This window comes from Pseudomonas migulae NBRC 103157 (assembly GCF_002091715.1).
Taxonomy (GTDB): Bacteria; Pseudomonadota; Gammaproteobacteria; order Pseudomonadales; family Pseudomonadaceae; genus Aquipseudomonas; species Aquipseudomonas migulae_A.
Genome location: NZ_BDAG01000002.1, coordinates 189268 through 206771, shown reverse-complemented (window position 1 = coordinate 206771; position 17504 = coordinate 189268). Strand labels below are relative to the sequence as shown.

General features: G+C 57.5%; 23 protein-coding genes. 14 read left to right on the top strand and 9 right to left on the bottom strand.

The window, feature by feature from the left end:
* Positions 1 to 21: 21 nt before the first annotated feature.
* The 4 genes from PMI01S_RS03150 to PMI01S_RS03135 all read right to left on the bottom strand — a co-directional run bounded on the left by PMI01S_RS03150 (position 22) and on the right by PMI01S_RS03135 (position 2169).
* Positions 22 to 327: a DUF6482 family protein gene (locus tag PMI01S_RS03150; RefSeq protein ID WP_084317984.1), complete on the bottom strand. Its 306-nt coding sequence runs from the start codon at positions 325 to 327 to the stop codon at positions 22 to 24.
* 14 nt (positions 328 to 341) lie between these two features.
* On the bottom strand, positions 342 to 1052 hold the full coding sequence (locus PMI01S_RS03145) for an SDR family oxidoreductase (protein ID WP_084317983.1): 711 nt from the start codon (positions 1050 to 1052) through the stop codon (positions 342 to 344).
* A gap of 33 nt (positions 1053 to 1085) precedes the next feature.
* Positions 1086 to 1643 (bottom strand): GTP cyclohydrolase I FolE, encoded by a 558-nt coding sequence (folE, locus tag PMI01S_RS03140; RefSeq protein WP_090473967.1) that lies wholly within the window; start codon positions 1641 to 1643, stop codon positions 1086 to 1088.
* Between the two features lie 79 nt (positions 1644 to 1722).
* Positions 1723 to 2169 carry a thiol-disulfide oxidoreductase DCC family protein gene (locus PMI01S_RS03135; RefSeq protein WP_084317981.1) on the bottom strand — a complete coding sequence of 149 codons (447 nt, stop codon included), beginning with the start codon at positions 2167 to 2169 and terminating at the stop codon, positions 1723 to 1725.
* Positions 2170 to 2384: 215 nt separating this feature from the next.
* Here PMI01S_RS03135 and PMI01S_RS32315 point away from each other — a divergent pair, with 215 nt between their 5' ends.
* The 4 genes from PMI01S_RS32315 (at position 2385) to PMI01S_RS03120 (ending at position 4875) form a co-directional block, all read left to right on the top strand.
* On the top strand, positions 2385 to 2504 hold the full coding sequence (locus PMI01S_RS32315) for a MarR family transcriptional regulator (RefSeq protein WP_139273003.1): 120 nt from the start codon (positions 2385 to 2387) through the stop codon (positions 2502 to 2504).
* Between the two features lie 357 nt (positions 2505 to 2861).
* A complete protein-coding gene (locus PMI01S_RS03130) occupies positions 2862 to 3407 on the top strand; it encodes a chalcone isomerase family protein (RefSeq protein ID WP_084317980.1) in 546 nt (181 codons plus the stop codon).
* 19 nt (positions 3408 to 3426) lie between these two features.
* Positions 3427 to 3951, top strand: a complete 525-nt coding sequence (locus PMI01S_RS03125) for a DUF3833 domain-containing protein (protein WP_084317979.1) — start codon at positions 3427 to 3429, stop codon at positions 3949 to 3951.
* Between the two features lie 552 nt (positions 3952 to 4503).
* Positions 4504 to 4875: a hypothetical protein gene (locus PMI01S_RS03120; protein WP_084317978.1), complete on the top strand. Its 372-nt coding sequence runs from the start codon at positions 4504 to 4506 to the stop codon at positions 4873 to 4875.
* A 53-nt stretch (positions 4876 to 4928) separates the two neighbouring features.
* Here the strand turns inward: PMI01S_RS03120 and PMI01S_RS03115 are convergent, their stop codons facing one another.
* Positions 4929 to 5645 carry an alpha/beta fold hydrolase gene (locus PMI01S_RS03115; RefSeq protein ID WP_084318056.1) on the bottom strand — a complete coding sequence of 239 codons (717 nt, stop codon included), beginning with the start codon at positions 5643 to 5645 and terminating at the stop codon, positions 4929 to 4931.
* A gap of 88 nt (positions 5646 to 5733) precedes the next feature.
* Between PMI01S_RS03115 and PMI01S_RS03110 the strand changes: the two genes are divergently transcribed.
* Positions 5734 to 6189 (top strand): DUF2214 family protein, encoded by a 456-nt coding sequence (locus PMI01S_RS03110; RefSeq protein ID WP_084317977.1) that lies wholly within the window; start codon positions 5734 to 5736, stop codon positions 6187 to 6189.
* A gap of 181 nt (positions 6190 to 6370) precedes the next feature.
* Here PMI01S_RS03110 and csrA read toward each other — a convergent pair whose 3' ends face one another.
* Complete coding sequence (gene csrA, locus PMI01S_RS03105) at positions 6371 to 6562, bottom strand: carbon storage regulator CsrA (protein WP_008028241.1); 192 nt, start codon at positions 6560 to 6562, stop codon at positions 6371 to 6373.
* 250 nt (positions 6563 to 6812) lie between these two features.
* On the opposite strand from csrA, the gene PMI01S_RS03100 reads away from it, so the two are divergent.
* On the top strand, positions 6813 to 7178 hold the full coding sequence (locus tag PMI01S_RS03100) for an SPOR domain-containing protein (protein WP_084317976.1): 366 nt from the start codon (positions 6813 to 6815) through the stop codon (positions 7176 to 7178).
* Positions 7179 to 7270: 92 nt separating this feature from the next.
* Here PMI01S_RS03100 and PMI01S_RS03095 read toward each other — a convergent pair whose 3' ends face one another.
* The 3 genes from PMI01S_RS03095 to PMI01S_RS03085 all read right to left on the bottom strand — a co-directional run bounded on the left by PMI01S_RS03095 (position 7271) and on the right by PMI01S_RS03085 (position 9501).
* Positions 7271 to 7960, bottom strand: coding sequence for an endonuclease (locus PMI01S_RS03095; RefSeq protein WP_084317975.1), 690 nt, complete (start codon positions 7958 to 7960; stop codon positions 7271 to 7273).
* A gap of 4 nt (positions 7961 to 7964) precedes the next feature.
* Complete coding sequence (locus tag PMI01S_RS03090; RefSeq protein WP_084317974.1) at positions 7965 to 8255, bottom strand: DUF1654 domain-containing protein; 291 nt, start codon at positions 8253 to 8255, stop codon at positions 7965 to 7967.
* Positions 8256 to 8412: 157 nt separating this feature from the next.
* The gene (locus PMI01S_RS03085) at positions 8413 to 9501 is read right to left on the bottom strand and encodes an asparaginase (protein WP_084317973.1); all 1089 of its coding nucleotides are present in this window, start codon (positions 9499 to 9501) and stop codon (positions 8413 to 8415) included.
* Positions 9502 to 9847: 346 nt separating this feature from the next.
* Here PMI01S_RS03085 and PMI01S_RS03080 point away from each other — a divergent pair, with 346 nt between their 5' ends.
* The 8 genes from PMI01S_RS03080 (at position 9848) to PMI01S_RS03045 (ending at position 17494) form a co-directional block, all read left to right on the top strand.
* Positions 9848 to 10297, top strand: a complete 450-nt coding sequence (locus tag PMI01S_RS03080) for a hypothetical protein (protein WP_084317972.1) — start codon at positions 9848 to 9850, stop codon at positions 10295 to 10297.
* Between the two features lie 185 nt (positions 10298 to 10482).
* Positions 10483 to 11439, top strand: coding sequence for a sugar ABC transporter substrate-binding protein (locus PMI01S_RS03075; protein ID WP_084317971.1), 957 nt, complete (start codon positions 10483 to 10485; stop codon positions 11437 to 11439).
* 55 nt (positions 11440 to 11494) lie between these two features.
* Positions 11495 to 13048: a sugar ABC transporter ATP-binding protein gene (locus PMI01S_RS03070; RefSeq protein WP_084317970.1), complete on the top strand. Its 1554-nt coding sequence runs from the start codon at positions 11495 to 11497 to the stop codon at positions 13046 to 13048.
* Positions 13045 to 14022 (top strand): ABC transporter permease, encoded by a 978-nt coding sequence (locus PMI01S_RS03065; RefSeq protein ID WP_084317969.1) that lies wholly within the window; start codon positions 13045 to 13047, stop codon positions 14020 to 14022. The genes PMI01S_RS03070 and PMI01S_RS03065 overlap by 4 nt, the downstream gene beginning before the upstream one ends.
* 3 nt (positions 14023 to 14025) lie before the next feature.
* Entirely contained in the window at positions 14026 to 15045 is a 1020-nt protein-coding gene (locus tag PMI01S_RS03060) for a LacI family DNA-binding transcriptional regulator (RefSeq protein ID WP_084317968.1), read from the top strand.
* A 58-nt stretch (positions 15046 to 15103) separates the two neighbouring features.
* Positions 15104 to 16021 carry a ribokinase gene (rbsK, locus tag PMI01S_RS03055; protein ID WP_084317967.1) on the top strand — a complete coding sequence of 306 codons (918 nt, stop codon included), beginning with the start codon at positions 15104 to 15106 and terminating at the stop codon, positions 16019 to 16021.
* The gene (gene rbsD / locus PMI01S_RS03050) at positions 16018 to 16422 is read left to right on the top strand and encodes a D-ribose pyranase (protein ID WP_084317966.1); all 405 of its coding nucleotides are present in this window, start codon (positions 16018 to 16020) and stop codon (positions 16420 to 16422) included. Before rbsK ends, rbsD begins: the two co-directional genes overlap by 4 nt.
* Before the next feature lie 43 nt (positions 16423 to 16465).
* Entirely contained in the window at positions 16466 to 17494 is a 1029-nt protein-coding gene (locus tag PMI01S_RS03045) for a nucleoside hydrolase (RefSeq protein WP_084317965.1), read from the top strand.
* The last annotated feature ends 10 nt before the right edge of the window (positions 17495 to 17504 follow it).

Sequence of the window (17504 nt, the reverse complement as noted above, 5' to 3'; positions counted from 1 at the left end):
GATGGTCCAGATGCATACGACTCACAACGGCGCCGTAAGTGAAAAGGGAATGCGCAACGAATCTATGGGGCCTTCACGTACGCCGCACATTTCATCGTGCACGCACTGCTGCACCAGCACGCAGGGAAAGGGTGGAGCCAGTTGCAGTAATTCACGCAGGTGACTGACGGAACGAAGGTGCAGTGGTTTCGCGGCATCGTTGAGCAGCGTGAACTGACCGTGATCCTGCGTGACGCGCGCGACATAAAAACCACCCTCCAGCGACAGCAACTCCAGCTCACGGATTTCGCCCTTCGAAGCTAACTCGATCAACGCTTGCAGATTCAAGGTGTACTCCTTGCCTACCAGGGTAGGCGTTCTCCGGTGTAAGCAAAGAAATGGCCGCTGTCGGCTGGCGCCAAGCGGTCAATCAGTGACAACAATTCTCGGGCCGCAGTGCTTGCAGGCCTGGCAGCAGAGGCGCCCCGAAAGGGCTGTGACAGGCTTGAAATAACAGTGCCAGGATGAAGGCTCAGCAAGCGGGTCTGAGGGCGGGTGCGTGCCAGTTCGATTGCCGCTGTTTTAATCAGCATGTTCAACGCTGCCTTGGAGGCGCGATAGGCATACCATCCGCCCAGCCGGTTATCGCCAATGCTGCCGACCTTGGCGGAGAGCACCGCCATCGCGCCTTGTGTATCAAGCAAGGGAAGGAAGTGGCGCAACACAAGAGCAGGCCCGAATGTGTTGACTTGGAAGACAGCCTGAAACGCATCCACTTCAATCGCGCAATAACTTTTTTCAGGCTTGATTTCGTCGCGGTGGAGCAGGCCAGCGGCGTGCACAATCAACTGATAGGGTGCTTCGGTCGCTAATTCGATAGCGGCTCTGGCGATACTTTCAGGCTCTTCCAGATCCAATCCAGGAACACTTTTGCGCCCCAGCTCACGAACGCCTGCACAGCTTGGATCTGCCTTTAGCCATTCACAAAAAGCGGCGCCGAGTGCTCCGCTGGCGCCGATCACCAAGGCTCGGTAGCCATCGCCAAGCGAGTTCATCGTGAAAGAATTGTTCATTAGCCTCTCCCACAGAAAAGCGCGATTGCGTTGCTAGCGGCGCCCGATCAATTGCAGAAATTCCTGACGCGTGGTGGATGACTCGCGAAAGGCGCCCAGCATCACCGAGGAGGTCATCACCGAGTTTTGCTTCTCTATGCCGCGCATCATCATGCACATGTGCTGTGCTTCGATGACCACAGCCACCCCGGCGGAATCGGTGATGTGCTGGATGGCGTCGGCAATCTGCTTTGTCAGGTTTTCCTGAATCTGTAAGCGGCGGGCGAACATTTCGACTACTCGCGCAACCTTCGACAGGCCCAGGACACGTCCGGTGGGGATGTATGCCACATGCGCCTTGCCGATGAAGGGCAGCATGTGGTGCTCGCACAATGAATACAGTTCTATGTCGCGCACGATGACCATTTCATCGTTTTGTGACTCGAACAGTGCGCCGTTGATCAGCTCTTCCAGATTCATCGTGTAGCCATTGCACAGGTACTGCATGGCTTTGGCTGCGCGTTTTGGCGTGTCCAGCAGTCCTTCTCGCTCAGGGTTCTCGCCGACGCCGACGAGAATTTCACGGTAATGCTCGGATAGAGATGGGTCCACGTTGATGTTCTCAGTGATGCTGCATTTCATGAAAGGGAAATCCCTGGCAGCAGGGGCGTGCAGGTCACTTCAGTTTTTTTCACAGCCGGCGGTTCGTGGGCTCTGGTGCTGGCGGCTTCACCGCACAGCGGTAATCGCGACAGCGGCGGCTGCCATCCGGATGAGGCAACCATGCCAAATACGGGCGTACGCGGCAGAACAGGCGATATCCGACGGTAAGTAGCGGCCGGATCGCAGGCCAGGTCAGCGGTGTGGCCCAAAAGCCCAGACCGGCTGCTCGCCAGCTCCACAGCGTGGCGTCCAGGCCCTTCATCCAGCGACCATCCGCGAATCGGGCATGCAGGGATGACTGCATTTGCTCGAACGTGAACCCTAAGGCCGTTGAGTCGAAATCAGCCTCGTTGATGTCAACAAATCGCAGGCGGGTGTCTAAGGCTCGCTGGTTGAGGAATTTGATTTCCCGGGCGCAGAGTGGGCATTCGCCGTCAAAGTAAAGTGTGAGTGGCCACTGATTTTTATTGTGCATGTCTGTCAGGCTTGTATAGGTTTTGTATAAGATAGGCCGAAAAACCCCGACTGACAATGGCCGTCATTTAGGCGCTTATTGGACACTGACTCACCCTGCAAATTGAATTGACCCAGAGTGGATCGTTGATTTATGCATCAGAAATTTTGGATAGGCACAGAAGCGGTGCCCCGGCGACAGATGCGATAAGCCTTGCCGTATACAGGCGGCAGAGGATGATCAAATCAAGGATGTGTCTTGAGTCGAGCATCCTTGCGCAGCTAGTGAAGCATCTGGAAAGCGCCAGCGTGATTAACCGTTGCCGAGATCCGAAAGATGAGCGCCAGTGCGAGTGAAGCTGTCGGATAAGGGCAGGGCGTTTAAGTCTCTAGTGCTTGATGATGGTTTGATTACGGTGGATTTTTCTGCCCATCGCGTCGACTGCAGTGAGCAACTGCGCGACGAGTGTGCGCAGCTCGTCAGGTGTCAGTTCGTCGGGATTGGGCGAGGGGTTCATGCCGCTGATTGTGCCAGAGCAGTCGGTTATCGCTTGGTGAGGAGTTTTTAGGTGCTTGGCAATTGCGTTATTTGAACGGGGCGTTGGTGTACGTTTTTGTGGGGCAGTCCCATTTGAGGCATTAGCTGTACAAGATTTGTATTTGGTATAGCTTTTAACGGCATCCTTTGAGTCTTACCGAGGTCTTTGTGTGACTATGCAGACGGACCGCTTAATCCGCCACGCAATCTGTCTTCTTCTGATGCTCCAGAGTGCAGAACTATTGGCGGATTGGCGCGAGGCTGTACCCGATGCTCGTCGGTTGGGCAGTGGGGAGATGCGCGTCCTTGGTTTTTCCATCTACAGCGCGCAGTTCTGGAGCCCACGCCTGATTGCCGGTGGGCCGCTGGATGCGGATGTTCCTTTTGCGCTGGAGTTGACTTATAGCCGCGCTGTAAGTCGCGATGATCTGGTTGAGGCCAGCATCAAAGAAATCCGTCGCCTATCGCCCAACTCCGTGAACTCAGAGCTGATGGCCCGCTGGGAGTGGGAGATGCAGCAGGCATTTGTTGATGTGCGCGCCGGTGACCGCATCACCGGAGTCTATATCCCTAAAGAGGGCGCTCGTTTTTACGTCGGCGAGAAACTGCGGCATGTAGTGAAAGGTGATGCGTTCGCCAAAGCCTTTTTCGCCATTTGGCTTGACCCCCGAACACGCAACCCGGAGCTGCGCGCTCAATTGCTGGGTGCAGCTAAACCCTGAGACCGTTGAGGAAATGCACATGTTGAGGATAGGGATATTGCTACTTTGCATTGGCCTTGCAAGTTGCAGCCGGGTGGATGTGCAGACCTACAGCCAGGAGACGCCCACGCTTGAGTTGCGCGAATTCTTCGAGGGCCGCGTCGAAGCCTGGGGTATGTTTCAAAAACGTTCAGGCGAGGTCACCAAGCGCTTTCACGTGGAGATCAATGGCCATTCCGAAGGTAGCAGGCTGATCCTCGACGAGTCATTTACGTACAGCGACGGTACTAAGCAAAAACGGGTGTGGACGCTTACCCCAGTTGGTTCTAGTCAATGGCGCGGAACCGCCGGCGACGTGGTGGGCGAGGCGCGTGGTGAGGTGGCGGGTAATGCACTGCGTTGGCGATATGTGCTGAGCCTCCCGGTGGATGGCAAAGAGTATGAGGTCGAGTTAGACGACTGGATGTACCTGATGGACAAGAACACCCTGATCAATCGCTCGTTCATGACCAAATTCGGGGTGGAAGTCGGCCAGATTACCTTGTTCTTCCGCAAGCAGCCTTGAGTCAACGTGCAGGCTGTCCGGCACATCCAGTGCAATGCCTGGCTTCAACATCGCCCATATCAATGTGTGGAGTGACAACGAAGAGCAGGTTATTGGGGGTGGACGCTTGACGGTGGCCCATAACTGGGCGGGTTCAAGAGTTTCAACGGCACGGTAGGTGAGGGGAATGGATCGTGTGCCATTCTTTCCGTCGATCACGTCTTGAGGTGCAGGCAGTCTTTTGTCAGCTTCAGGATTTCAGCGCCGTATGGCCGTCTCATACGCCAGCTCGACCACGATTTTCAGTGCATGGGCGTTCTGTGAAATCCAGGAGCAGCAGGGCTAGGCTTGACAGGTGGGGGGCGTTGGTTCGAGTCCAATCGCGCCTACCCAACAAAATCCGCTCTGCTGGGCGGTCTGGAAGGGCTCACCGAAAGGTGAGCCCTTTTTTGTTGCTTGCGATTTGGGCGTCCTACGGAACGGGATACGACTTTATAGATGATGGCAGTTTGGCATTGCCCAGATTTACGGGTATCGTAGCGCCCAATCTTTTACAAGCAATGGACGGCGGTAATGACAACAGGGACTTCAATCGTTACGAAGCAAGAGACGTTCTCTGGTTACGAAATCCTGGTGGCTACCGTCGGGCCAATCAAAACAAAACCAGACGAACCTGAAAATCTGCAAACGCATCACAAGGCAAAGATTTCGATTTGGTTCGACGGCAAAGAAGAGGCCAGTGAAGCACTTTCGATGTTTTTTGTGTCGCGCGAAGATGCCGCTGAGTTTGGTTTCGAAGTCGGTCGAATGATTGTCTCGCAGCGTCGCAAATCAATTGCTTTCCAGCTGGTTGATCGTGCGTTCGAACTCTTCAAGTTGCCGCGACTGCTGTTGCGTGATCAAGATTTCAGGTCGCGACAGCGTCGCGAAGCGGGTGGGCTCTGATCCTTTTGGCTGAGATTTCCGTGCGCGTTGAGTGCCGTAACGCTGTGAAGTAATCATTCAACTGCCGGGATGACACGCCCCATGAAGTCCCGTATAGCGCGGGCGGACTCCATCGGAGATGCCTGAAGCAGGCAATGTGGTGCGTCCAGAACGACTTCCGTAACCTTGAAATTTGCCTTCAATACTTGCATTGAGGCGCTTTCCGGTACCACCCAATCCTGGCGGGCGCGAAGGTACAGCGTCGTGATGTCGACACGGGCAAGTTGTGCCAACACATCCACTTCCACTACTGATCGAAGCCGTGAGCGCATCACCGAGGGCGTGACTTGGGTGATTGCCTCATTCAGTGCTGCGCGCAAGCTTGCGGTAGAAAATCGACCCAGCAAGATTTTACTGAGCCATTGGGTGGGGAAAAGTTCGATGGGCAGCAGGGGGATCAAGTGTTTGAGTGACTTGAATGCCGGTCGCGGGTTTTGGATAAAGGTGCTGCACAGGATCAAGCCAATCTGTTGAGGCAAATGCAGGGCCGTCAGTGAAATGGCAATGGGGCCGGAAAAGGACTCTCCGAGCAAGATAAAGGGGCGATCCGTGGGCAATGACTTTCGCGCTATCGCTTCCAGCTCTTCGTAGCTCAATGAAACGTCGTACGGGTAGTGGACAACAATCGTTTCGACATCTGGCCCTAGAGCGGAGACCAAGGGGCTGAAAAGTTGGCCGGTACCATCCATTCCTGGTAGCAGTACGAGCGTTGGCAGTTCTGAGCGATTCACGTCTTCCATCCTTGGGCGCAGGCAGACTCCTGCTTTTTGGGCTACTACTTCAGGCCACTCTGAATGTTGGCCTGACGGGAGTATATCGATGCTTGTGCACTGGTTTCTTGCTGCGATCCATCTCTTGGCGTTTGCCTTGGGTTTCTGGGCAGTCCTGTCCCGCGGTACGGCTTTTCGGCGCCTGGCCAAGGGCGTAGGGGATGCTCGCAGCGTATTGAGCGCGGATAACCTGTGGGGGATTTCTGCAGTCGTCCTGCTGGTGACTGGTGGGATGCGAGCCTTTGGCGGGTACGAAAAGGGCACTGACTACTATCTGCATCAGCCGCTGTTTCACCTCAAGATGACGCTTTTCGTTCTTATCCTGCTGCTTGAAGTTCCACCGATGGTGACGCTGATCAAATGGCGAATCGCGCAGGCGCGGGGCGCAGCCATCAATACCGGCCGTGCAACGCTGTTCGCACGGATCAGTCATGTCGAAGCGCTGCTGGTGCTGCTGATGGTCATCGCGGCTACGGGCATGGCGCGGGGTGTGACGTTTGGTTAGGCGAGTGCGATTGCGCACTTCCCCAGGATTTATCCGAAACGTCCGACAGCCATGACGTGAGACATGCCGCTAGTATCGGCTTCACGTTCTGGGAGGGGCACTGCGCTGGTGGTAGCGACACAAGAATCTTAGCCAGCCGTGGTTCCGGGGCGAACGGGCTGGCTACTGACTGCAGCAGGATTCAGGATTGTGGCTTGTCCGGAGCTGTCAGGCCGGCCTGAATGCGCTGATAAATTTCTTCGCGGTGCACCGCAACGTCTTTCGGGGCGTTGATGCCGATTCTGACTTGCTGGCCGCTTACGCCCAGAATAGTGATCGTAATGTCATCGCCAATGTTTATGCTTTCACCGACTTTGCGGGTGAGTATCAGCATGGTCTTCTCCTTGATTGCTTTATGGGGCACCTGATTCGGACAGTGCAGAGGTCGGTGGTATGTATAGATTAGTGCTAAGTCTCACGGTTTGGGTGCCTCTTTCTGACGCGCAGATGCTGCATTAATTCCCAAGGCGTAACTATACAGAGGCCGCATCCATCATTCTCGTTGTTTTGAGCCCATTTTGCGGCACTCGGGAAGTATTCATGGGTGTTAAAATCCCCGTTTTCAGCATTCAGAGGGAAGCGTTGTGCGCAAAATGGCCTTGGTAATCGCAGTACTGGCATTGGCGGGATGTGGTGAAGGCAAGCGCGTAGATGCGCAAAAGCCGCAGCCGGCTGCGACTGCCGCGCCGGTGGTGGCCTCCGCACCTCAGTGGGATCTGGAGGTGCGAGGTGAAATAACCCAGGCTGTCAGCGACCTCAGCGGCTGGCTGATCGAGCACAGTTTCGTTTCCAGCGTGGTCAAGGACAATGGCAAGACCCGCATCCTGATGGGGCCCTACAATTCGAAAGCCGAGGCTGAAGCCAAGCAGGCAGAGGTGCGTGCGGCGCTGACCCGCGCGAAAAAACAGAACATCGAATTGCTGGTCATCGAGCATTCGGTGACTCAGTAACGATGGTTGACCGCCCTGGTAAAACGAGCGCGGTTAAAACAAAAAAGGCCTTGGGCATTCAACCCAAGGCCTTTTTTGCGTTCGGTCAGCGTTTAGCCGCACGCTTTCATGTCAATCGGCCCGACAAACTCGTTACCGCGTCCCATCACGCACGCCACACTTTGGTTGCGTTGGCGTTCCCAGGCTTGCACCGGGTAGGTTTTGTCCCAGGCTTCGTACAGTTGCCGATCCTGCTTCGACAGGCGCAAACCGTACTGCTTGCTCATGTAGAAGTAAGTCCGGGCGATCATGCCGCGAATGGAAGGGCGGGGCATGACCTTCTTCGCCTTGAAATCAACCTGGGTCAGGCACGAGCCGTATTGTCCGGATTGCTCCGGCAGCCAGCCAAAACTGAAGTTGCTGCGATCACCGTTTACCTCGCCGATGCTCGGCACCAGGTTATGTAAATCGGCCTCGGCTTTCTGATAGGTCGGGTCGTAACGCGTGCAGTTCTTGCGTCCGCCTTCCTGCCAGCACTGACGCTGGTGGCCGAACTGCCAGGCAGGGACGATGTGCTCCCATTCGATGCGGGAAGCGCGCTTGGCATTTTTGCGCGGTACATAACCGCAGGCGGAGAGGTTCACCTTATTGCCGGTGTACTTGCACCCGCAGTAGAACTCGGTGGATTGCGGCGCATACAACTTCCAGGCGACTTTCTTGGCTTCGCTGAAGGTGCGCGGGGCGTCAGCCTGGGCACCCATCGCAAAGAGCAGAAACAGCAAAGCAAAACAACGGACACTCATTGACTCAATCTTCCTTCGGCACAACCCAGAAAATCTGCACACCGCCATCGTCGCGATAGGCGAGGGTAACGTTGTCGTTCTCGTCGATTTCTTCGAGCAACTGTTCCCACTCGTCCACGGGCTCGTCCGGAAGACGAAAGATCAGCGCAGCTTTGGCTTTCTGGGCGGTGGGAGAATTGATGATTTTCTGAACGCGCATGCCCATGCGTTCATAGGCGTCAGGAGAGGAGGAGGTGGTGGCCACGGAATTATCCTTATTAAGCTGTACGTGCATACAGTATTTAACTGTAGGCATTTTCGCAACTGCTTAAAATTCAAGAAAATCCTCTGACAGCGATATTTTCCGTTTGGTGTAGGAAGAGGGAAATTTTTTTATCGGATATGAGACCACTCGCCAGAGATGGCGAGTGGTGACAGCGGTGCCCGACCGGAACCGGTCGGGCGAGGGCGAATCAGTATTCCCAGAACATCCGCTGCAGCTCTTTGCTGTCATTGGTCTTGGTCAGCGCGACCATGGCCAGGATGCGTGCTTTCTGTGGATTCAAGTCATGCGCAACGACCCAGTCGTACTTGTCGTCAGGTTGTTCAGCGTTACGCAGAACGAAACCACCGGCGTTGACGTGGGAGGACCGGATGATTTGCACGCCGTCCTTGCGCAGGGCCTGCAAAGCTGGAACCACACGCGAAGACACCGAGCCATTGCCGGTACCGGCGTGGATGATGGCTTTGGCGCCGGATTGAGCCAGCGCTTTGTAGGCGGTATCACTCACGTTGCCGTAGGAGTAGGCGATTTCGACGTCAGGCAGACTCTTGATGTTCTTGATGTCGAATTCCGAATCCATGGTGTGGCGCTTGGCTGGCAGGCGGAACCAGTAGGATTTGCCTTCGACCACCATGCCGAGTGGACCCCAGGCACTTTTAAACGCCTCGGTCTTGATGTTGATCATCTTGCTGACGTCGCGACCGGACTGGATTTCATCGTTCATGGTCACCAGCACGCCTTTGCCGCGAGCGTCTTTGCTACTGGCTACGGCGACGGCGTTGTACAGGTTCAGCATGCCGTCGGCGGACATCGCGGTGCCCGGGCGCATGGAGCCTACGACGATGATCGGCTTGTCGGTTTTTTCCACCAGGTTCAGGAAGTAGGCAGTCTCTTCCAGGGTGTCGGTGCCGTGGGTGATGACGATGCCATCGACGTCCTTGCTGTCGGCCAGTTCGGCAACGCGACGGCCCAGTTGCAGCAGGTTGTCGTTGGTGATGCTTTCTGAAGCGATTTGCATGACTTGTTCGCCGCGAACGTTAGCCAGTTGGCTCAGTTCCGGAACCCCGGCGATCAATTGTTCGATGCCGACTTTCGCCGCTTGGTACGTCGCGCTGTTGGCGGCGCTGGCGCCCGCGCCGGCAATGGTGCCGCCCGTGGCGAGGATCACCACGTTCGCCAGTTTTTGTTGGGTTTCGGCTTCTTTTGCCTGTAGGGCTGTCGGAAGGAGCAGCAAGAGGGCCAAAGCGCCCGGAACGAAAGTCTTGAAAGCAGATGTCATTATTTTTCTCTCTAGTAGTGTGCTGATGCAGGTTCATCTAGATGCGCCACAGGCTGATCTGAACGCCTGGGGTGGAGTAGAGGGAGCAGGATCTGTACCAGTCATATCCAGAATTGAAAAAATGCCTTTAACCTCATGATTTGTATCAATTATGTGGTTTTTGTCAGATGGGCCTTCAACAGCTTGTTGTCCGGGTTTCCGAATATGTTTGGCATTTACGTTCGGCTCTCCGAAAAGGACTACGGCTCCTGTCGAGCAAGTCGTCTTGCCAGATGGCAAATAGGTACTAAAGAAAATCGTTCGCAGGTCGATGGCCTTCAAAGGATCTTTTTCTCCAGGAGTTCACATGTCATTTTCGGTTGGCTTTCCCAATGCAGGCGCAATCACCATTGGTGGCAAGTCCACGGCGACGATCAACGCTTTGAACGATTCGACTTCCGAAGCGTCGGCGCTGGCGTTGGGTAACGAGGAATCGGCTGACAAAACCAAGGTTCGCACCGGTGGCGGCACCCCGGCCGAAGCCAAAGCAGAAAGCGGCAGCGACCAAAGCATCGCAGTAAAGATGTTGCTCAAACGCATGCAGGAGCTGCAGCAGCAACTGCGCGAGCAACAGCAGCAATTGGCGGCAGCCCAGACTGCAACCTACCCGACACCGGAAGCCAAGGCCGCAGTGGTCATGTCGATTCAGGGACAGGTCGCCGCCACCAACGGGGCACTGTTGGAAGTAACCGGCAATCTGGTCAAGGAGCTGGCCAAGGGTTCCAGCGCGGGTGGTATTGTCAGTACCACGGCGTAAAAAGAGACACCCGCCGTAGTACAAAACGGTTTTTTCGGTCGTTGACAAATGACGACAGGGTTCGCATAGTTCGGTCTACGCAAACGTTTGCGCGGCTCCGCCGATGGCTTGTTCCTCGGCGAATCCGGTGAAGCTTATGCCCGCGCAAGCATTGCTCAGAATAATCATAAGATCGGAGTGAACCCATGAAGCTGCCATTCGCTGGACGTCTTCTCGCTGTCGCTATGCTGGCTGCCGCATCCGCCGCGTTGCCTGTCTCCTCGGCTTTCGCCGAATCCCCTGAAAAACCTAAAGTCGCGCTGGTCATGAAATCCCTGGCCAACGAATTCTTCCTGACCATGGAAGACGGCGCCAAGGCCTACCAGAAAGACCACTCCGGCGATTTCGAACTGATCTCCAACGGCATCAAGGACGAAACGGACACGGCCAACCAGATCCGCATCGTCGAGCAGATGATCGTCTCCAAGGTCAATGCGCTGGTCATCGCGCCAGCTGACTCCAAGGCCATGGTGCCAGTGATCAAGAAAGCGGTGGATGCTGGCATCACCGTGATCAACATCGATAACCAGCTGGATCCAGCTGTCGTCAAAAGCAAGAACATCACCGTTCCGTTTGTAGGTCCGGACAACCGTAAAGGCGCGAGGCTGGTGGGCGAATACCTGGCCAAGCAACTGAAGGCCGGTGACGAAGTCGGCATCATCGAAGGCGTGTCCACCACCACCAACGCCCAGGCCCGCACTGCAGGCTTCAAGGATGCGATGGAAGCGGCCCAGATCAAGGTCGTATCCCTGCAATCCGGCGATTGGGAAATCAACAAGGGCAACCAGGTTGCCTCTTCCATGCTCAGCGAATACCCGAACATCAAAGCCCTGCTGGCCGGCAACGACAGCATGGCCGTCGGCGCCGTGTCCGCCGTGCGTGCCGCGGGCAAGGCGGGCAAGGTGCAAGTGGTCGGCTACGACAACATCAACGCCATCAAACCGATGCTCAAGGACGGCCGTGTCCTGGCCACCGCTGACCAGTTCGCCGCCAGGCAAGCCGTGTTCGGTATCGAGACGGCGCTGAAAATCATCAAGGGCGAGAAGGTCGACAGCGGCACCAACGGCGTCATCGAAACTCCGGTTGAGCTGGTTACCAAGTAGTCCTTCTGGCGACACAACGGTGCTCGTCCGTCCGGGCGAGCACATGGAGATTTTTATGTCAGTTTCCGCTCCGATCGCTGTCCTCTCGGTCAGCGGTATCGGTAAGACCTATGCGCAGCCTGTTCTTGCCGGCATCGACCTGACGTTGATGCGCGGTGAAGTGCTGGCGCTGACCGGCGAGAACGGCGCCGGCAAAAGCACGCTGTCGAAAATCATCGGCGGGCTGGTCACGCCGACCACCGGGCAGATGCAATTCCAGGGTCAGGACTATCGCCCCGGCAGCCGTACCCAGGCTGAAGATCTGGGCATTCGCATGGTCATGCAAGAGCTTAATCTGCTGCCGACCCTGTCGGTGGCGGAAAACCTGTTTCTCGACAACCTGCCCAGCAACGCGGGCTGGATCAGTCGCAAGAAACTTCGAAAGGCCGCGATCGAGGCCATGGCCCAGGTCGGGCTCGACGCGATCGACCCGGACACCCTGGTCGGCGAGCTGGGTATCGGTCACCAGCAAATGGTCGAAATCGCCCGCAACCTGATCGGCGATTGTCATGTGCTGATCCTCGATGAACCGACCGCGATGCTGACGGCCCGTGAAGTCGAAATGCTGTTCGAGCAGATCACGCGCCTGCAGGCTCGCGGTGTGTCGATCATCTATATCTCGCACCGCCTCGAAGAGTTGGCCCGTGTCGCCCAGCGCATTGCGGTGTTGCGCGACGGCAATCTGGTCTGCGTCGAGCCGATGGCCAATTACAACAGCGAGCAACTGGTGACCCTGATGGTCGGCCGTGAACTCGGTGAACACATCGACATGGGCCCTCGCAAGATTGGCGCTCCGGCGTTGACGGTAAAGGGGCTGACCCGCTCGGACAAGGTGCGCGACGTGTCCTTCGAAGTGCGCGCCGGTGAGATTTTCGGGATTTCCGGTTTGATCGGGGCAGGGCGTACCGAGTTGCTGCGCCTGATCTTCGGCGCCGACACGGCGGACAGCGGCACGGTTGCACTGGGTTCGCCAGCACAGGTCGTGAGTATTCGTTCACCGGTTGACGCCGTCGCGCACGGCATTGCCCTGATTACTGAAGACCGCAAGGGTGAAGGTTTGCTCCTGACCCAATCGATCAGCGCGAACATTGCCCTGGGCAACATGCCGGAGATTTCCAGTGGCGGTTTCGTCAACACGGGTGACGAGATGTCCCTGGCCCAGCGTCAGATCGACGCCATGCGCATCCGCAGTTCCAGCCCGACACAACGGGTGTCGGAATTGTCCGGCGGCAATCAGCAGAAAGTCGTGATCGGCCGTTGGCTGGAACGCGATTGTTCAGTATTGCTGTTCGACGAGCCGACTCGCGGCATCGACGTCGGCGCCAAATTCGACATCTATGCACTGCTCGGCGAGCTGACCCGTCAGGGCAAGGCGCTGGTGGTGGTGTCCAGCGACCTGCGCGAACTGATGCTGATCTGCGACCGCATCGGCGTGCTGTCGGCGGGGCGTCTGATCGAGACGTTCGAACGCGATAGCTGGACCCAGGATGACTTGCTTGCCGCCGCTTTTGCCGGCTACCAAAAACGTGATGCGTTGCTCAATGAAGCAGCGCCTAGGGATCCTCAATGAAAACTGCAACGTCTGCCGGTAAACGTAGTGGCAATTTTTACGGCCTCGGCACCTATCTGGGTCTGGCCGGTGCCTTGCTGGCGATGGTCGTGCTGTTCTCGGTCCTGAGCAGCCATTTCTTGTCTTACGACACCTTCAGCACCCTGGCCAACCAGATTCCGGATTTGATGGTGCTCGCGGTCGGTATGACGTTCGTGCTGATCATCGGCGGCATCGACCTGTCGGTTGGCTCGGTGCTGGCACTCGCAGCATCGACGGTCAGCGTGGCGATTCTCGGCTGGGGCTGGAGCGTATTGCCGGCGGCACTGCTCGGCATGGCGGCAGCAGCGCTGGCCGGGACCGTCACCGGTTCGATCACCGTGGCCTGGCGGATCCCGTCGTTCATCGTGTCCCTCGGTGTGCTGGAAATGGCGCGCGGCGTGGCGTATCAGATGACCGGTTCGCGCACGGCCTACATCGGTGATGCCTTTGCCTGGCTGTCCAACCCGATCGCCTTCGGCATCTCGCCATCGTTCATCATTGCCTTGCTGATCATCTTCATTGCTCAGGCGGTGTTGACCCGCACGGTGTTCGGTCGTTACCTGATCGGCATCGGCACCAACGAAGAGGCGGTACGTCTGGCAGGGATCAATCCAAAGCCCTACAAGATTCTGGTGTTCAGTCTGATGGGACTGCTGGCCGGTATCGCCGCGCTGTTCCAGATTTCTCGTCTGGAGGCGGCGGACCCGAACGCCGGGTCGGGCCTGGAACTGCAAGTGATCGCCGCCGTGGTGATCGGCGGAACCAGCCTGATGGGCGGTCGCGGTTCGGTCATCAGCACCTTTTTCGGGGTCCTGATCATTTCCGTGCTGGCGGCCGGTCTGGCGCAGATCGGCGCAACCGAGCCGACCAAACGCATCATCACCGGCGCAGTCATCGTGGTGGCGGTGGTGCTTGATACCTATCGCAGTCAGCGCGCAAGCCGGCGGACCTGAGTCATGGCAACAATCAAGGATGTGGCAGCCCTCGCGGGGATTTCCTACACCACGGTGTCCCACGTGGTGAACAAGACCCGGCCGGTCAGTGAGGAAGTGCGGATCAAGGTCGAGGCCGCGATCAAAAGTCTCGACTACGTGCCCAGCGCCGTGGCCCGCTCATTGAAGGCCAAGACCACGGCGACCATCGGTCTGCTGGTGCCCAACAGTCTGAACCCGTACTTCGCCGAACTGGCTCGCGGCATCGAGGATTACTGCGAGCGTAATGGCTATTGCGTGATCCTCTGCAACTCCGACGACAACCCGGAAAAACAGCGCAGCTACCTGCGCGTGTTGCTGGAAAAACGCATCGACGGGCTGATCGTGGCCTCGGCCGGTGGTGATGCGGGACTGGCTGAAGGCCTGGCGGGCGTGCGCACGCCGATGGTCATCGTCGACCGCGGGCTGGAAGGCGTGAATGCCGATCTGGTGCGCATCGATCATGAGTACGGCGCTTATCTGGCGACCCGGCACCTTCTGGAGCTGGGGCATCGCGACATCGCCACCATTGGCGGGCCGGCAAGTACCAGCGTGGCGCAGATGCGTATGGCCGGTTATTGCCGTGCGCTGAAAGAGGCGGGTGTCGAAGTGCCTCGCGAGCGCATGCTGGAAAGCGATTTCACCAGCACCGGTGGTTACAGCGCCGCCGCGATCCTGTTGGAGAAAAACCCGCCGAGCGCGATTTTTGCCGGCAACGACATGATCGGCATCGGCGTGCTGCGAGCCGCCGCCGAGCGCAATATTCGAGTGCCGAGCGAGCTGTCGGTGATCGGCTTCGACGATATCCAGATGAGCCGTTATGTCTATCCGGCGCTGACCACCGTGGGCCAGTCGATCCTGCAACTCGGCGAGATGGCGGCCGGCGTGCTTTTACGCAGGATCGCCACACCGGACAGGGCCACCGATCAACGGATCGTGACGCCCAGTATTGTCCTGCGGGAATCGACTGCGCCGTTGGCCGGTGTGTTTGACCACTTCCGTTGAAGATGGAAACCCGTTAAATCAAAAGCACCACTGAAACAGAATTGATGAGTAGCAATGTATGTCAGCAAAAGTAGTGGTGATAGGCAGCCTGAACATGGACCTGGTGACCCGCGCATCGCGGTTGCCCCGTGGCGGTGAAACGCTGATCGGCGAGTCGTTTGCCACGGTCTCCGGTGGCAAGGGCGCCAATCAGGCGGTTGCTGCGGCGCGGCTGGGTGCGCAGGTGTCGATGGTCGGTTGCGTAGGCAGCGACGCCTATGGCGAAGAGCTGCGCGGGGCGTTGTTGGCCGACCGCATCGATTGCCAGGCGGTCAGCACTGTCGACGGTGCCAGCGGCGTGGCATTGATCGTGGTGGATGACAACAGCCAGAACTCGATCATCATCGTCGCCGGTGCCAATGGCGCACTGACGCCAGAAGTGATCGATCGTTTCGACGCGGTATTGCAGGCGGCAGATGTGATCATCTGTCAGTTGGAAGTGCCAGATGCCACGGTTGGACATGCGCTCAAGCGCGGTCGTGAACTGGGCAAAACCGTGATTCTCAACCCGGCGCCAGCCAGTCGTCCATTGCCGGCAGACTGGTATGCCGCCATCGATTACCTGATCCCGAACGAAAGCGAAGCCTCGGCATTGAGCGGTTTGCCGGTGGACTCCCTGGCAACCGCCGAAACCGCAGCGACCCGGCTGATTGCGATGGGGGCGGGCAAGGTCATCATCACCCTGGGTGCCCAGGGCTCGCTGTTTGCCAATGGCAAAAGTTTCGAACACTTTCCGGCGCCGAAGGTAAAAGCGGTCGATACCACGGCGGCTGGCGACACCTTTGTCGGTGGTTTCGCCGCTGCATTGGCGACCGGCAAAAACGAGGGCGACGCGATCCGTTTCGGCCAGGTGGCCGCCGCGCTGTCAGTGACCCGTGCTGGCGCGCAACCCTCGATTCCCGATTTGTCCGATGTACAGGCCTTTAAAGCACCATGAAGAAAACACCACTGCTCAACGTCGCGTTGTCGCGACTGATCGCTTCCCTGGGCCACGGCGACATGGTCGTGATTGGCGATGCCGGTTTGCCGGTGCCTCCGGGCGTCGAACTGATCGATCTGGCCCTGACCCACGGCATTCCGGATTTCATCAGCACATTGAAAGTCGTGCTCAGCGAAATGCAGGTCGAAAGCCATGTGTTGGCGCGGGAGATCCTGGACAAGCAACCGTCGTCGCTGGCGACGCTCGACGAACTGAATGCCGAAGGTTCGCTGGGGCAGCGTGAGTTGCTCGGTCATGATCAATTCAAGGTCTTGAGCCGACAGGCACGGGCGATTGTTCGTACCGGCGAATGTCAGCCGTACTGCAACATCGTGCTGGTGGCCGGGGTTACGTTTTGATTCGCCATTGTCATTCTGCTTTCCCACGCACAAGGAGTGCGCTATGCACCGCTATGCCCAGAAACTGCACCACCTGCTTCGGAGTCTGCTGCTTTTGTCTCTGATTACCGCAACAAGCGCCCAAGCGGCGGAAAAGATCGACTTGATCATCGACACTGATCCGGGGGCCGATGACGTGGTGGCCTTGCTGTTTGCCCTGGCATCGCCGGAAGAATTGAACATCCGCGCGCTGACCACCGTCGCCGGTAACGTGCGTCTGGACAAGACTTCGCGTAATGCGCGGCTGGCCCGCGAGTGGGCAGGGCGCGAAGAGGTGCCGGTGTATGCCGGTGCGCCGAAGCCACTGATGCGCACGCCGATCTATGCCGAGAACATTCATGGCAAGGAGGGCCTGTCGGGCGTTGCCGTACATGAACCGAAGAAAGGCCTGGCCAGCGGCAATGCGGTCAATTACCTGATAGATACCTTGAAAACCGCCAAGCCTCACAGCATCACCATCGCCATGCTCGGTCCACAGACCAACCTGGCCCTGGCGCTGATCCAGGAACCTGAAATCGTTCAGGGCATCAAGGAAGTGGTGATCATGGGTGGTGCGCACTTCAATGGCGGCAACATCACTCCGGTGGCGGAGTTCAACCTGTTCGCTGACCCGCAAGCGGCGAAAGTGGTGTTGAACAGTGGCGTCAAACTGACCTATCTACCATTGGACGTGACCCATAAAATCCTTACCAGCGAGGCGCGTCTGAAGCAGATCGCCGCGCTGGACAACAACGCCAGCAAGCTGGTGGGCGACATTCTCAACGAATACGTCAAAGGTGACATGGAGCACTACGGTCTTCCGGGAGGTCCGGTGCATGACGCTACGGTCATTGCCTACCTGCTCAAGCCGGAGCTGTTCACCGGCCGTTCGGTCAATGTGGTGGTTGATAGCCGCGAGGGCCCGACGTTCGGTCAAACCATCGTCGACTGGTATGACGGCCTGAAAGCGCCGAAGAACGCTTTCTGGGTTGAAAGCGGCGACGCTCAGGGGTTCTTCGACCTGCTGACCCAGCGCCTGGCGCGTCTGAAGTAAGTTTCACGCC

What these genes read in the sequence shown, in the direction of transcription:
- PMI01S_RS03125 (WP_084317979.1), top strand. Translation starts at nt 3,427, where the DNA reads ATGTTGAGGATAGGGATATTGCTACTTTGCATTGGCCTTGCAAGTTGC.
- PMI01S_RS03045 (WP_084317965.1), top strand. Translation starts at nt 16,466, where the DNA reads ATGCACCGCTATGCCCAGAAACTGCACCACCTGCTTCGGAGTCTGCTG.
- csrA (WP_008028241.1), bottom strand. Translation starts at nt 6,562, where the DNA reads ATGCTGATACTCACCCGCAAAGTCGGTGAAAGCATAAACATTGGCGAT.
- rbsK (WP_084317967.1), top strand. Translation starts at nt 15,104, where the DNA reads ATGTCAGCAAAAGTAGTGGTGATAGGCAGCCTGAACATGGACCTGGTG.
- PMI01S_RS03075 (WP_084317971.1), top strand. Translation starts at nt 10,483, where the DNA reads ATGAAGCTGCCATTCGCTGGACGTCTTCTCGCTGTCGCTATGCTGGCT.
- PMI01S_RS03145 (WP_084317983.1), bottom strand. Translation starts at nt 1,052, where the DNA reads ATGAACAATTCTTTCACGATGAACTCGCTTGGCGATGGCTACCGAGCC.
- PMI01S_RS03135 (WP_084317981.1), bottom strand. Translation starts at nt 2,169, where the DNA reads ATGCACAATAAAAATCAGTGGCCACTCACACTTTACTTTGACGGCGAA.
- PMI01S_RS32315 (WP_139273003.1), top strand. Translation starts at nt 2,385, where the DNA reads ATGATCAAATCAAGGATGTGTCTTGAGTCGAGCATCCTTGCGCAGCTA.
- PMI01S_RS03095 (WP_084317975.1), bottom strand. Translation starts at nt 7,960, where the DNA reads ATGAGTGTCCGTTGTTTTGCTTTGCTGTTTCTGCTCTTTGCGATGGGT.
- PMI01S_RS03070 (WP_084317970.1), top strand. Translation starts at nt 11,495, where the DNA reads ATGTCAGTTTCCGCTCCGATCGCTGTCCTCTCGGTCAGCGGTATCGGT.
- PMI01S_RS03130 (WP_084317980.1), top strand. Translation starts at nt 2,862, where the DNA reads ATGCAGACGGACCGCTTAATCCGCCACGCAATCTGTCTTCTTCTGATG.
- PMI01S_RS03090 (WP_084317974.1), bottom strand. Translation starts at nt 8,255, where the DNA reads ATGCCTACAGTTAAATACTGTATGCACGTACAGCTTAATAAGGATAAT.
- PMI01S_RS03065 (WP_084317969.1), top strand. Translation starts at nt 13,045, where the DNA reads ATGAAAACTGCAACGTCTGCCGGTAAACGTAGTGGCAATTTTTACGGC.
- PMI01S_RS03120 (WP_084317978.1), top strand. Translation starts at nt 4,504, where the DNA reads ATGACAACAGGGACTTCAATCGTTACGAAGCAAGAGACGTTCTCTGGT.
- PMI01S_RS03080 (WP_084317972.1), top strand. Translation starts at nt 9,848, where the DNA reads ATGTCATTTTCGGTTGGCTTTCCCAATGCAGGCGCAATCACCATTGGT.
- PMI01S_RS03085 (WP_084317973.1), bottom strand. Translation starts at nt 9,501, where the DNA reads ATGACATCTGCTTTCAAGACTTTCGTTCCGGGCGCTTTGGCCCTCTTG.
- PMI01S_RS03110 (WP_084317977.1), top strand. Translation starts at nt 5,734, where the DNA reads ATGCTTGTGCACTGGTTTCTTGCTGCGATCCATCTCTTGGCGTTTGCC.
- PMI01S_RS03060 (WP_084317968.1), top strand. Translation starts at nt 14,026, where the DNA reads ATGGCAACAATCAAGGATGTGGCAGCCCTCGCGGGGATTTCCTACACC.
- rbsD (WP_084317966.1), top strand. Translation starts at nt 16,018, where the DNA reads ATGAAGAAAACACCACTGCTCAACGTCGCGTTGTCGCGACTGATCGCT.